Origin of the sequence: Pseudonocardia sp. T1-2H (assembly GCF_038039215.1) — a bacterium.
Lineage (GTDB): Bacteria > Actinomycetota > Actinomycetes > Mycobacteriales > Pseudonocardiaceae > Pseudonocardia.
The window spans coordinates 4,388,189-4,401,473 of the sequence record NZ_JBBPCL010000001.1 but is presented as its reverse complement, the minus strand read 5'-3'; the positions used below and the strand labels follow the sequence as shown (position 1 = coordinate 4,401,473).

Here is a 13,285-nt window from a genome sequence, read left to right as displayed (position 1 = left end):
GTGGCCGCGCTCAGCGGCCCTGCCAGTGGGGTGGGCGTTTCTCGGCGAAGGCCCGCGCTCCCTCCTGCGCGTCCTGGGACGCCAGGACCGGTGCGACGATCCGGTCCTGCTGCTGAAAGGCGTCCTGGTCGTCGAATGCGGTGCGTTCGGTCACCGCGCGTTTGATGCCCGCCACGGCCAGCGGGGCGTTGCGCGCGATCCGGGTGGCCAGTTCCACGGCGCGGTCGAGGGCCTCGCCGGGTGCGGTGAGGTGGTTGACCAGGCCCAGCTGCTCGGCTCGGATCGCGGGCAGTGGGTCCCCGGTGAGCAGCAATTCCAGGGCGATGTTGCGAGGGATGCGTTCGGGCAGGCGCACGATGCCCCCTTCGGGGGGACCAGGCCGTGGGTGACCTCGAAGAGACCGAAGGTGGCGTCCTGCGCGGCCACGATGAGGTCGCAGGCGAGTGCCATCTCGGTGCCGCCCCCCAGCGCCCAGCCCTCGACGGCGGCGATGAGCGGGGTCCGCGGTCGGGCGCGGGTGAGGCCGGCGAAGCCCCGGCCAGGGATGACAGGGGTATCGCCGGCCGCGTAGGCCTTGAGGTCCATCCCGGCGCTGAAAGCGCCGCCGGCGCCGGTGAGCACGCCGACCGCGAGGTCATCGCGGGCGTCGAGCTGGTCGAAGGCCTCGGCAAGCGCGCGGGCGGTGGCGCCGTCGACGGCGTTGCGCACCTTCGGCCGGTTGATCGTGATCACGAGGACGCCATCGTGATCTTGGGTCTGCACCGTGGGGGCGTCGGAGGTCGGGACCACGCTGGTGGTCGGTGTGTTGGTCATGGTGTGTCCCTGAGGTCGTCGTCGTCCGGGCTCGGCTCGGTCCGTCAGCTGTGCGGGATCGTCCCTGCGGTGCGCAGCTCGTCGATGTCAGCGGCGTCGAAGCCGAGCTCGCTCAGCACGGCCTGGGTGTGTTCGCCGAGGGCGGGGGCCGGGCGCGGGCGGACCTTCTGCTCCTGGTCCAGCCGCACGGGGCTGTCGATGGTGAGGAGGGGCTCGGTGCTGCCGTCGTCGACGGGTACGAACACCCCGGCGGCGGTGAACTGGGGGTCGTGGGCGGTCTCCTCGAGGGTCTGGACGACCCCGTAGGTGAGGCCGGCGGCGTCGAACACCTTGCGCCAGTCGGCCATCGGTCGAGTGGCGAACTCCTTGTCCAGCAGCTCAGCGAGCACATCGGCGTGGGCGTGTCGGCTGGGGGAGTCCTTGAAGCGCGGGTCCTCGGCCGCCTCGGGGTGGCCGATGGCCCTGAGGAACAGGGGGACCTCCTTGTCCTCGTTGGCGAAGACCAGCAGCAGCCAGCGGTCGTCCGCGGTGCGGTAGAGATTGCCCAGGGCGTTGGGCGGATGGCGCCGATCGACCGGTTGCGGATCACTCGCCCCGGCCAGCACGGCCTGCAGCCAGCAGCCCGCTGCCCAGGCCCCTTCAGCGATCAGCGAGGCGGTGACGCGGGCCCCCTGGCCGGTCTTTTCGCGGCGGTAGAGCGCGGTCATGATTCCCGCGAAGAGGCTGATAGCCGTGGAATGGTCGCCCGCGCCGAAGACGTTGAGCGCCGGGGGGGCGGTGGGCTGGCGCGTCAGGTTCATCAGCCCGCTGCGTGCCCAGTAGGCCGTGACGTCGAAGCCGGGCTTGTCCGCGTCCGGTCCCGTCTCGCCGAAGCCGGTGACGTCGGCGTAGATCAGACGCGGGTTGAGCTGTGCCAGGCTCTCGTATTCCAGGCCCAGCCTGGCCCGGGTCGGCGGCGGGAAGTTGGTCACCAGCACGTCGGCCCACCGCACCAGCCGCTCGAGCACCGCCCGGGCGTCGGGCGATTTCAGGTTCAGCTCGATGCTGCGCTTGTTGCGGTTGTCGAGCTGCCAGGTGTAGTTGATGCCTTCGACCTGTGGGTTGGGGGAAAGCGGCTGAAGGCGCGGTAGCTGTCCCCGACGCCCGGCGGTTCCACCTTGACCACGTCGGCGCCGAAGTCACCGAGCACGGTGGTTGCGGCGGGTCCGGCGATGAAGCTTGCGAGGTCGACGACGTGTAGTCCGTCCAGCAGGGGCGTGTTCTCCATGACGGGTTCCTTCTCAGCTGGGTGTTCGAGGTCCTCGCTCGGGGCGGCGGCCGGGGCCCTGCCGGGAGCAAGCACCGCCGACACGGCGGTGTGGTCCTTGTCCCGCCGCCCGGGTCGCCACGCAGCGGGAGGTGCGGTGCCCGGCCGGCCCTAGTGACGAGGCGCAGCGGGGGGCATGAAGGCGTTGTGACCGGTGATGTCACGGCCGACGATCAGCGCCTGCACCACGTCGGTGCCCTCGTAGGTGTCGATGGCCTCCATGTCGGCCAGGTGCCTGGCGACGTGGTAGTCGAGCACGATGCCGTTGCCGCCGAGCAGGTCGCGGGCGTCGGCGAGGATGGCCCGTGCGCGCTCGCAGTTGTGCATCTTGGCCAGTGCCACCTCGGGCATCGTCACCTTGCGCTCGTCCATGAGCTGGCTGAGCCGCAGCTGCAGGCACAGCATGTTGGTGACGTCTGCCAGCATCCGCGCCAACCGGTACTGGACGAGCTGGAAGCTCGCCAGGGGGACGCCGAACTGGTGGCGCTGCTGGGCGTAGGCCAGCGCCGTCTCGTAGCCGGCGACGGCGGCGCCGACCGCCTCCCAGGCCACGCAGAAGCGCGAGGCCAGCAGCACCTCCTCGGTGTCGCGGAAGGTGTGTGAGTTCTCCAGTCGGTTCTCCGCCGGCACCCGGACGTCGGTGAGGGAGATCTGCGCGTTCTGCACGCAGCGCAGCGCCGTCTTGCCCGCGATGAACTGAGGATCGAACCCCGGCGTGCCCTTCTCCACCACGTACCCGCCGACGTGCCCGTCCTCGCCCCGCGCCCAGATGATCGTGTAGTCGGCGAAGGTCGCGTTGCCGATCCAGCGCTTGTGCCCGTTGAGCACATAGGACCCGCCGTCCTGGCGCGCGGTCGTCTCGAGCATGACCACGTCGGTTCCGTGGGCGGGTTCGGTCAGGCCGAAGGCGCCGATCTTCTCCAGGCGCGCCATCGGCGGCAGGAACCGCTGCTTCTGCTCCTCCGAGCCCAGCAGCGCGATCGACATCATGGCCAGCGCCGAGTGCACGCCGGCGAACGTGGAGATGCTCAGGTCACCGCGCGCCAGCTCCAGGATCACCAGCCCCGCGGTCACGTTGCTCATCCCCGGGCTGCCGTAACCCGGGATCTGGAAACCCGCGATGCCGAGCTCCGCCAGCTTGGGAACCAGCTCGTGCGGGAACTCCGCACGCTCCCAGTAGGGGTTGATGATCGGCAGGACCTCCCGGTCCATGAACTCGCGCACCTGCCGGCGAAGCGCTCGCTGCTCGTCGGTCAGAAGTTCGTCCAGCCGGTAGTAGTCCGTGTGCTCCGGGCCACCCAGCACGGGCGGCTCGACGACGGGTTTCCCATTCGCATCCGCGGTAGCCGCAGTGGGCGAGCCCGGCACCGAGTCGGTGGCCGTCTGCTTCATCGCATTCATCCTCGGCACTCCTCTTCCATGCTCTTCTTGGTCTTTGTGGTGCGGATTTCTCGTGTCGCCAGGACGCGCCTGAGGGAGGGCGCCACCGCCCGTCGCAGGGCCTGCCGGCCCGCCCGCCGGATGGAGAGCGTGAGGCTCGGCGGGTGCCGGGGTGCCGACCCCTCGCCGGTACCCGGGTGGCGTCCTGCTGCACGGTCGGGGCTTGACACAGGACGGTATGAGGGCCGATACCGGTAGCCACTGTGTCGCGGGTACGGACTTCTGGACCGGTTGGTGTTCGCCGCACAACGGGAACGACGCGGTGGCGCCCCACTCATCGGCCCGATCGCGGCAGGCGTGGGAGCGGTCCGGATGCTGGAGTCCGAGCACGTTCAGCTGGACCGGGCCGATCGTCATGTCTCGTGCCTTCCGTCGGCATACGGTCCTCTTGGGCCGTGCGACGGCACCGACGGCGGACCAGCCGGACGCCCTGCTCACGCCTCGCACGGGGTGCATCACCCGTGACAGGTGACAGCCGTGCGCGGGGGAGGCGACGAGCACGGTGACTGCTGCCTGCACGTCGACGGGGGGTTTCGGGTCGAGGCCCGTACTGGCCAGGGCGTGCGGAAGCCGAGGTTCCGCGTGGTCCCATGCGAGATCAAGAGTGCGGGCAAGCAGACACCCTGTGCGATGAGGCGGCCTCGGGTCGAGCGGTCAGTCGGGCTGCAGGGGGAGTTCGACGAGGATCGTGGTCCCGTGTCCGGGGGGGCTGTCGACGTTGATCGTGCCGTCCAGGGCGTGGATGCGGTCGCGTAGTCCGGTGAGGCCGGAACCGTGGGTGGGGTCGGCGCCGCCGATGCCGTCGTCGTGGATCGATAGGTGCAGGTGGGTGGGGTGTTGTTCGAGGGTGATGTGGGCGTGGGAGGCGTGGGCGTGTTTGGTGGTGTTGGTGAGGGCTTCGGACACGACGTAGTAGGCGGCGACTTCGATCGGGTCCGGGGGCGGGCTTCGGTGTGGATGGTGAGTTCCACGGGGATTGCGGCGCGGCGGGCGAGGGTGCGTAGGGCGGGGTCGAGTCCGCCCTCGGACAGGATTGCCGGGTGGATGCCGCGGGCGATTTCGCGGAGTTCCTCGGTGGCTTCGGTGAGTTCGTCGGTGATGCGGCTGAGCTGGGATTGGAGTTGGGGGAGGTGGGTGGGCACGGTGGTTTGGGCCAGGCGCAGGGTGAGGCCGAGTGCGACGAGGCGTTGTTGGGTGCTGTCGTGTAGGTCGCGTTCGATGCGGCGGCGGGCGTCGTCGGCGGCGGTGACGATGCGGGCGCGGGAGGTGGTGAGTTGGGCGCGGCTGTCGGCGTTGGCGATTGCGGTGGCGATGAGTTCGGTGAATCCGGCCATGCGGTGTTCGGTGTCGGTGGGGAATCGTCCGTGTCGGGTTCCGGCGCCGATGGCGCCCCAGAGTCGTCCCTCGACGGTGATCGGTGCGGCGACCGAGGATTGGAGTCCGAGGCGGCGGACGGCGTCGGCGTAGTCGCCGGGGGCGTGGTTGTAGCTGTCGCAGCGGGCTGGGCGGCAGGTGTGGAGGGCGACTGCTACGGCGACGGGGGGTTCGGGTTTCCAGCGGCTGCCTACGGGGAGTTCGGCGTGGTGTGCGCCGACGCTGGCGACGACGGTGGTCGTGGTGTCGGGGTCGAGGCGGACGATGACGGTGCCGTCGGCATCGAGGACGTGGCCGACCTCGTGTGCGACGGCGGCGAACACCTCGGCTGGTGGCAGCCCGCGGGCGACGAGTGTGGCAACCCGGCGCAGCGCGGCTTGTTCCTCGGCGAGGCGGCGCAGTCGGTCGCGGCTGTCCTCGAGCTGGGCGTGGCCCTCGGCGTTGGCGATCGCGGTCGCGACCAGCTCGGCGAACCCGGCCAGCCGCGCCTCGGTGTCCGCCGGCAGCCGCTCCTCGTGCGTGTAGGCCACGAGTATGAAGCCCCACAGCCGGCCCTCGACGCTGATCGGCACGCCGACCGCCGAGCGGAACCCCCACTCGCGTCCGACACTGGCGCCCGCGCCCGAGGCGTGGTCGTAGTCGTCGATCCGCGCCGGGCGACCGGTCCGGAACACCAGCGTGGTCACGTTCCACCCGCCGAGGCTCCACCGCGTCTCGCCGGGGACGGGCTCGGCGCCACCGGCGGGGTTCCAGACGCCGGCCGTCGTGGCCGCGCCGTCCGGGTCGTACTGGCACAGATGCGTGAAGTCGACCTCCAGTAGCCGCCCGACCTCCGCGGTGACCGCGGCGAACACCTCCGCGGGCACCGTCGCCCGGGCGACCAGCGTCGCCACCCGGCGCAGCGCCGCCTGTTCCTCGGCGATCTGCTTACCCAGCCCGACAGCCGTCAGGACCTCCGCCCCGGCAGCAACCACGCCGCCGCCTCCCGGACGCCCAACGTGCTCGCAGCGCGGAGGCGAATCAAGACCCCGTCCCGACGGCGCGCCCCGCCACCAGGCTTCGACGGCCTCAAGGCAGGTCGGTCAAGGCGCCCCACCTTCTTCGCAGGGCGGGCGGACACACTGGCCCCGCTCGGCTCACCCGCTCCCGCGCATGATCGACCTCTTCGTTCACCACGTCCGGGGATGCCGCCGGATGACGGATTCGGCCGGGGCCGGACCGTGCCGGGCTGGCAGCCGGCCGGGGGACCGGTGCGGGGCGAACCGGGCTTACGGCAGGCGGGTTCCAGTAGTCGTCGGTGGTGTTCCACGGGCCGACGTCCCACACCGGCGCGGTCTCGCACTTGCCGTCGTCTGTACAGACCTTGACGCTGTACGTCGTGGTGCCCTTCGGGGACAACGCACGCCGTGAGGGCAGCGCCACGAAGTGATCACGCGCGTGATGACGTGCCCGTTGGCTGTCGTGCCGCCGACCGCGCCCTCGCGGGTGGCGAAGACCCGGAAGGACAGCGGAGTAGCTGACCGGGGTAGCCGAGCATCCGGTCGTCCGCCGGAGCGGCGTAGCCGCACGCCGACGACGAGCAGTGCCACCGGCGCCGCCACGGCAAGCGCCGCGGTCATGAGGGGCCAGCAGATCGTTCCACTGTCTCACGGTTCCTGCGAGATTCAGTTCGACCGCCGCAGGCCCACGCTTTCCAACGATAATCCCAGCTCTACCCTGCGTGGTCGTCGCGGGCCGTTTCCTCGGCGCAGCCGGTTCCGTCAGCAATGTCCCTATCAACCCTGGGGAATGCCACGTCCTGGACATTCTAGAGGAGGCATGCGCAGCATCGCTCCATTTTGACCCACCTTCGGCAGGAAATTTTCGTAGCGCTCTCAGCGCGCTTGTGGAGTACAGCGGCTGATCTGAGCTGGAAACGGTTCAGGAGGATCCCAAGGTGGAGGCGACACCTGAGCCCAGTCGGGCGCGACGGATCCGACGGTGCTGCCGAACCTCCCGGTAGCCCGAGACAGCATCGCCGGGGCCCAAACCCAATCGCTGCGCGGGGCATACACGAGCAACGGAACACTCCCGCGGCCGGCGATCCTATGAGACTCACAGAATAACCCGGTGGGTCGCCGGCCTCGTGGACCGACGGAAGAGGCTACGGCGCGGTCGATCGAGGTAGCGGATGAGAAGAGTGGGGTGGCGAGGTTGCGCCCTGAGGCCACGATAGAGCCGCGTCGATTCGGCGAGCCCTGGCTCCACCTGAAGGTCGGCTCGTCGGCCCCGCCACGTCCCCAGCTTGAGGTCGTGGCAGCTGCGTCCACTCCGAGGGAGCAGGAGAGAACGTGACAACGTCGGTCCCCCAATCAAACGCCGGAACCCTAACCAGGATGCCGATCGTCAGGGGAAGCGCGAACAAGGGCGCCAGTTTTGATCCGACGAAGAAGCTGAACATTGCCATCGGGCTGTTCATCCGCAGAAGGTGGCGTCCGGGAACGACGTCTATGCGACAGGGGAAGCGACCGGTCGAGGCGGCAGCACCGACGTCTTCTTCGCTCGGAGCACGGACAGCGGCCGCAACTTCAACAACGAGACCAATATCAGTAACAACAGCGGTCCTTCAGAGTTCCTGCAGATAGTCGTATCCGAGGACCGAGTCGTCGTCACCTGGCGCGACGCGACAATCCCCGGTCTCGGTTTTGAAATCTTCTTCGCACAAGGGGGATAGCCGCGCCTCGCGCAAAAACCCAGCTGTCACCACAATCTGTAGGCACTGCCAACCGGATATCGCCGCGACCGGCAGCGGTCTGTCTCACGCTGCTCGTCTTTACGATGTTCCTCAGCTGATCCGCTGACCGCACGTTGCCATCTCGCCATGCTCGACGGGGATCCCTTCACGACACCGACTTCGTCGAATGTCGGCACGCGGAATGATCACCCATCACGTGCCCGCGTCCAGCCGGTTGCGAGTGATCAGGACAGTCGCTGCAATGGGTCCACTTCCAGCCTGCGGAGCAACTCGCCGCGCAGCTCGGCGTCACCGACCGGCCTGTCCGTCATCATGCGACCTCCCAGCGCCGGACGCACGCCAGAGGCCTACTTCCGCATTGAGGTCGCGCTCGCCCGAAGACCGGCCTGCCCGAACCTGGACGAAGCGTGGTCGTATCGCCACCGGCCCTGTTCCCCGGTCGGCGACCACGGCCACCGACATTCCGAGCGGATGACCGAGGTTCTCGAGGAAGGCGACGGGCTGATCGAGCCGGAAGCGGTGGGCGCTAGTCGGGCGATATCTCGACCGTATGGAGGCCCGCCATACGGAGCCCCGATAAGGCGGGCAAATGGGCCTGACGGCGGGAGGGGGTTGTCGAGTATCTGTAATAGGGCTCGGCCGGGCCGAGACAGGGGGCGGGGGATCGGGCATAGCGCAGAGGTGTCCGTGAGGGGTCGAGCGGAAACCAGGCAATTCAGGAGGGCTATCCGATCGGGGGCAAACGATGGCAGATCACGGTGATGAGGAGGCGGGCGCCCCGGCGATGGTGGACGGGGACGCCGGTCGGGTCTGGTGGAACAGATTGTGTTCGCTCGCGCTCGCGGCGTTGCTGGCCGTCGTCGGGCTCGTCGCTTTCGGGACATCGCCGGCGGCGGCGAACCCGGGCGGCAAGTATCCGGCGTTGTCCGCCCCTCGCCATGACGACGGCGATGACGATGACGATGATGACGATGATGGTGGCGCGTCGCTCTCCGGGCGGGGGCCGACCCGTTACACCTTGGTACTGCCGAAGGGCGCGATAAGGAGTTCGCTGACCGCGCCGCACCATGACTACCCCGCGATCGATATTGCGGTGGCCTCCGGGACACCGTTCTACGCCGTCACCTCCGGTACCGCGACGAGGATCTACCAGGGCGGTGGCTGCGGTAACGGGGTGATGCTTCGGGGTGATGACGGCGCTAAATACACCTATTGCCACGCCACCCGTATCTCGGCTACCGGCAGGGTCGCCAGTGGGCAGCGGCTCGGGTTGACCGGAAGCACGGGAGATTCCACCGGCCCGCACCTGCACCTGCAGATCGCCTATCCCAGGTCGACTCTGCGGTGTCCCAGGGCGCTGTTGGTGGCGCTGTCCAAGGGAGTGGCTCCGCCGCCCGTCAAGAGCCTCCCGAGACGTGGGTGCTCCTATTAGACCGCGCCCGGCACGGGTCTGCCTGAGAGATGCAGATGTCTCGCAGGTCCGTGCCGGCATGCTGAAGGGCCGACCATGGGTACCACCTTCAATGCCGGCGGCCACCGTCGGATGAGTGTCGCCGCAGTCGGGTTGTGTGCCGCTGCTCTGTTGCTCTCGGGTCATTCCCCTGCGCATGCGGCCACTACCGCGCACACCCCGACTACCGCGCCCACCCCGGCGTCGGCCGTGCCCGGCGCGATGCCGCGACCGACCGCGTGGGACAACCACACCGCCGGGTCGCAGATCGCGATGCACGAGGGCACCTACGCGGCGGCCTCGTTGGCGTCGAGAGTGCCGGCGCGTGGTGGTGTTCGCGGCATGGACGTCAGTGGCCATCAGCGCAACGTGGATTGGGCCGCCGCGTATAACCGCGGAGCCCGGTTCGCCTACGTCAAGGCCACGGAGAGCACCACCTTCACGAACCCGTACTTCAAGCAGCAGTACAACGGCGCCGCCGCGGCGGGCATCCTCCGCGCCGCGTACCATTTCGCCCTCCCCGACCGATCCGGCGGGGCCACCCAAGCCGACTACTTCCTGAACCACGGCGGCGGCGGGCGCGCCGACGGCAAGACGCTGCCCCCGGCGCTGGACATGGAGTACAACCCCTACGGCGCCACCTGCTACGGGCTCAGCCCCGCGAAGATGGTGCGGTGGGTGAAGGACTTCAGCAACAAGGTGCACGCCCGGACCGGCCGATGGCCGACCATCTACACCTCGACCAAGTGGTGGAGGCAGTGCACCGGCGACCTCGCCGACATGAGCAGCACCAACTCGCTGTGGGTGGCCCGGTACGCGCCGGCGGTGGGTCCGCTGCCCTACGCCTGGAGGCGCTACACGTTCTGGCAGCACGCCAGCTCCGGCCCTCTGGCCGGCGACCAGAACGTCTTCAACGGCACCTACCGCGCGCTGCAGGCCATGGCGGGGGCGGCGGCCTGACCCTGCGGTGACGACCCGCGTTCCTGCCCGCCGAACGGTGGGCGCCTGACCTGCCATTGGGCGGGGAAGCCGAACGTGCCTACCGAGGTCATCACGATGAACTCACGGGACGCCCAGGATCGCGAGGGCGACGGAGTCGAGCACCGCGACGATCAGCGCCTTCGCTGCTCTGGCTCCGAGCCGGCCGCGCCGGCCGGGGAGACGAAGAGGCCGACGAAGTGTCGGGCATGAATCGGCAACATGAGGACGACGTAACGAGTCGCCAATTGAAGCCGGCTCCCCATGAGCCGGGAGGAGGGGGCCAAATCAGTGAGGAAACAGACGTTCCCGACGAGCTGGTAGCCCTTGCGACTACAGGTGACCGCAGAGCGGTCGAACGTGTACTGGCCACCATCCGGCCTCTGGTCGTGCGGTACTGCCGCGCCCGGTTCGGACGGACGGACCGCGCCTCGGTCTCGGCGGACGACGTCGCGCAGGAGGTGTGTCTGGCTGTGCTGACGGCCCTACCCGGGTACCGCGTCCAGGGGCGACCGTTCCTGGCGTTCGTGTACGGCATCGCGTCGCACAAGGTGATCGACGCGCACCGCGCGGCGACCCGTAACAGATCCGAGCCGGTCGCGGACGTCCCGGACGCCCTCGACGGCTCCGACGGCCCGGAGCAGCGCGCCCTGCGCGGCGAGCTCTCCGGCCAGATGGCCCGGCTGCTCGCCCAGCTCCCCGAGAAACAACGGGAGATCATCGTGTTGCGGGTCGTGGTCGGCCTTTCCCCGGAGGAGACGGCGGATACCGTCGGTTCCACCTCGGGTGCCGTCCGCGTCGCCCAGCATCGTGCACTCGCCCGACTACGCCGAAAAGTGCTCAAGGATTTCGAGGGGAATGGCTTTGAGACCGCGGGGGGTCCGACTGGCGACCCGCACGGCGAGAGCGAGCTTCGTCGGGCTGCCTGGTGGACAGCGCCGATCAGCGCGTGCTTGGTCGAGAAATGGTTGTAGGCCGTTGCGGTGCTGACCTCGGCGGCGCGGGGGCGACGTCCTCTCCGGGCGTCTGCCCACCCGTGTGCCGTAAGGGCCGTCTCGGCCGCGTTCAACAGCGCGCGTTGCGGCTGCGTATGCGTGAGAGACTCGCTCCTCCGGTGTCCACCCGAACCATCCGACCATGCCGCCGCTCTAAGCGTTGGCGCACGACGAAACGCGGTGTCCGGTTCCGGATCAGGACGGGATGCGGCCCTGCGCCCGGCGCTTGTTCGCGACGTCGGTAGTGGCAGGCCCGGGTCGGGTCTTGCCGGTGACGGCGCCAGTCCGACCAGGCCGGGACGTGCTCGACACAGACGGCCGGGTTGAGCGCGAGGGCGAGGAGGCGGCGGATCTCGTGGCCCGACAGTGGGATCAGGCGCCGCCGGCCGGTTCGAGATCCCCTTTTTCGACGAGCTGTTCGTGTTCGGCGGCGCGGGTCGCGGCGAGGTAGGCGGCGGCGAGCATGGCCAGGGTGATGTGGGCGTACCGGGCCCGCCAGGACAATCGAGGTCGGCTTCGTTCTTCGTCTTCGCCGACCCAGCGGATCGTGCCCAGCCCGGAGCCGTCGGCAACCCCATGGCGGCCGATGTGTGGGGTGATGCCGCGCTCGCGCAAAAGGCGCCGGTAGGTCTCGAGGGCGTAGCTGCGATCAGCGAAGAGCCCACGGAACTTCCGCCCGAGGTCATTCTGGACGGACTCGTGGGTAAGGGCCGGCGTCCGTTCGGACGAGTAGGTTTCCCGAAATCCGGTCGTTTTGCCCGTTGCGCGAGCAGGCGGGACACGCTTCTCTTGCCATGAGACCCGCAAGCGAATGGGTCAGGAGGACTAATGGACTATTCGGCCCAAATGGACGCGTTGCAGACGCGCGCCGCCGAGACCGAGCGGCGGTACAGGCTGCCACGGCGGAGACCCGTGACCAGCTCAGGAAGCGAATCGATCAGGCCCAGACCGACATCGACCTGGCCGTGAAGGACGCGCAACAGCAAGCCAGTGAGGCGGCGGACAGCGCACGGAGCAAGTGGGCCCAGATGAAGGCCGACGCCAGCGCCAAGATGGACGACCTCAAGGCGAAGATCGACAAGCGGAACGCCCAACTCGATCCCAGCGCCGCCGCGAACGACGCGGACTGGGCAGAAGAGGACGCGGCCGCCGCGATCGACTACGCCGAGTGGGCTGACGACAACGCGCGCCTGGCCGCGCTCGACGCGATCGACGCGCGCGTGCGCGCCGACGATCTCGCCAAGGCGTCCGGCACCTGACCTTGGCCTCTGATCGTTGCAGGAGAGGGCCGCCGTCAGACTGATCGCCGGGCCCTCGGCGGGGAAGTCGCACAGGCAAGTAACGCGCCGAACGTAGCGAGGCGCTGGCGGAAGGGAAGATCGTGGCCATCCTCAATCGGGCCAGCCCGCCAGAACACCCGGCCGTGCTCGAGCAAATCGAGGCCCGGCACAAGCACTTCCAGGTTCGCTTGGCCGACAGCATCACCGCCTTCGCCGGTTCGATGACGTTCGTCTATATCCATGCCGTCGTCTTCGCCGTCTGGATGATCTTCTTGGAGAAGGATCCGTGGCCCAAGTTGACGCTCGTCGTCTCGTTGGAAGCGATCTTCCTGTCCACCTTCGTAATGATCGGGCAGAATCGGGCGGCAGCGTTTCAGCAGGCCAAGGCCAATCACGACTTCGTCGAGCAGGAACAGGAGCTCAAGACCAACACCGCGCTGACCCGCGAGACCCAAGCGCTGATAGAACAGATCCACGATCACGTGCTCGGTCGTCCCACTACAAATTCAGCCACGGACGACCGGCAATGAGCCCACGGCGGGACAGCCACCGGTCGGTTGTCGACTGCGCCGGCCCGGTCAGGACTCCCGAACTAGCCGCGGCGCCCACCGACGGAGCACTACTGGTCGCGGTGCACCTCTCCCATACTCTGCCGATGCCCACCACGGCGGCAGCGTCTACGTCGGCAGGATTCTCGACGCCGCGTTCACCGCCTCCGGACGAACACCGCACGCCGTGATGACCGGGCACGTGCACAACTACCAGCGCTTCACCCGCCCCTTCAACGGTCGCGACGTGCCCTACATCGTCGCCGGCGCCGGGGGCTACTGGCACCTGCACACCATGGCCCACCACACCACCGGCGCGCCTTGCCAGTAGTAAGACCTGGTCTGAGCGTGCCGGGACGAGCGCGGA

Annotated in this window: 12 protein-coding genes and 2 pseudogenes; 7 read left to right on the top strand and 7 right to left on the bottom strand. The window is 68.9% G+C overall.

The genetic code is table 11. The features are described from left to right. Positions 1-10: 10 nt before the first annotated feature. The 6 genes and pseudogenes from WBK50_RS21705 to WBK50_RS35280 all read right to left on the bottom strand — a co-directional run. Positions 11-813, bottom strand: a pseudogene (locus WBK50_RS21705) (crotonase/enoyl-CoA hydratase family protein). Between the two features lie 44 nt (positions 814-857). Beyond that, on the bottom strand, positions 858-1,844 hold the full coding sequence (locus WBK50_RS21700) for a CaiB/BaiF CoA transferase family protein (RefSeq protein WP_445942384.1): 987 nt from the start codon (positions 1,842-1,844) through the stop codon (positions 858-860). 2 nt (positions 1,845-1,846) lie between these two features. Further along, positions 1,847-2,080, bottom strand: a complete 234-nt coding sequence (locus WBK50_RS21695) for a CoA transferase (RefSeq protein WP_341337367.1) — start codon at positions 2,078-2,080, stop codon at positions 1,847-1,849. Positions 2,081-2,230: 150 nt separating this feature from the next. Next, positions 2,231-3,511 carry an acyl-CoA dehydrogenase family protein gene (locus WBK50_RS21690; RefSeq protein WP_341337366.1) on the bottom strand — a complete coding sequence of 427 codons (1,281 nt, stop codon included), beginning with the start codon at positions 3,509-3,511 and terminating at the stop codon, positions 2,231-2,233. Between the two features lie 702 nt (positions 3,512-4,213). Next, positions 4,214-4,465 carry a sensor histidine kinase gene (locus WBK50_RS35285; protein ID WP_445942383.1) on the bottom strand — a complete coding sequence of 84 codons (252 nt, stop codon included), beginning with the start codon at positions 4,463-4,465 and terminating at the stop codon, positions 4,214-4,216. A 140-nt stretch (positions 4,466-4,605) separates the two neighbouring features. Further along, positions 4,606-5,787, bottom strand: a pseudogene (locus WBK50_RS35280) (GAF domain-containing protein); the annotation flags it as partial. Positions 5,788-7,400: 1,613 nt separating this feature from the next. On the opposite strand from WBK50_RS35280, the gene WBK50_RS21675 reads away from it, so the two are divergent. The 4 genes from WBK50_RS21675 to WBK50_RS21660 all read left to right on the top strand — a co-directional run bounded on the left by WBK50_RS21675 (position 7,401) and on the right by WBK50_RS21660 (position 11,069). Then, positions 7,401-7,646 (top strand): hypothetical protein, encoded by a 246-nt coding sequence (locus WBK50_RS21675; protein ID WP_341337364.1) that lies wholly within the window; start codon positions 7,401-7,403, stop codon positions 7,644-7,646. A 766-nt stretch (positions 7,647-8,412) separates the two neighbouring features. Beyond that, on the top strand, positions 8,413-9,099 hold the full coding sequence (locus tag WBK50_RS21670) for a M23 family metallopeptidase (protein ID WP_341337363.1): 687 nt from the start codon (positions 8,413-8,415) through the stop codon (positions 9,097-9,099). 240 nt (positions 9,100-9,339) lie between these two features. Next, positions 9,340-10,077: a lysozyme gene (locus WBK50_RS21665; RefSeq protein WP_341337362.1), complete on the top strand. Its 738-nt coding sequence runs from the start codon at positions 9,340-9,342 to the stop codon at positions 10,075-10,077. A 305-nt stretch (positions 10,078-10,382) separates the two neighbouring features. Next, positions 10,383-11,069 (top strand): sigma-70 family RNA polymerase sigma factor, encoded by a 687-nt coding sequence (locus WBK50_RS21660; RefSeq protein ID WP_341339471.1) that lies wholly within the window; start codon positions 10,383-10,385, stop codon positions 11,067-11,069. A 393-nt stretch (positions 11,070-11,462) separates the two neighbouring features. On the opposite strand, the gene WBK50_RS35275 is transcribed toward WBK50_RS21660, so the two are convergent. Next, positions 11,463-11,705, bottom strand: coding sequence for a hypothetical protein (locus tag WBK50_RS35275; RefSeq protein WP_445942419.1), 243 nt, complete (start codon positions 11,703-11,705; stop codon positions 11,463-11,465). A 350-nt stretch (positions 11,706-12,055) separates the two neighbouring features. Between WBK50_RS35275 and WBK50_RS21650 the strand changes: the two genes are divergently transcribed. The 3 genes from WBK50_RS21650 (at position 12,056) to WBK50_RS21640 (ending at position 13,249) form a co-directional block, all read left to right on the top strand. Continuing rightward, positions 12,056-12,349 (top strand): hypothetical protein, encoded by a 294-nt coding sequence (locus WBK50_RS21650; RefSeq protein ID WP_341337361.1) that lies wholly within the window; start codon positions 12,056-12,058, stop codon positions 12,347-12,349. 122 nt (positions 12,350-12,471) lie between these two features. Beyond that, positions 12,472-12,900, top strand: coding sequence for a DUF1003 domain-containing protein (locus WBK50_RS21645; RefSeq protein WP_341337360.1), 429 nt, complete (start codon positions 12,472-12,474; stop codon positions 12,898-12,900). A gap of 208 nt (positions 12,901-13,108) precedes the next feature. Next, the gene (locus WBK50_RS21640; protein WP_341337359.1) at positions 13,109-13,249 is read left to right on the top strand and encodes a hypothetical protein; all 141 of its coding nucleotides are present in this window, start codon (positions 13,109-13,111) and stop codon (positions 13,247-13,249) included. Positions 13,250-13,285: the final 36 nt, after the last annotated feature.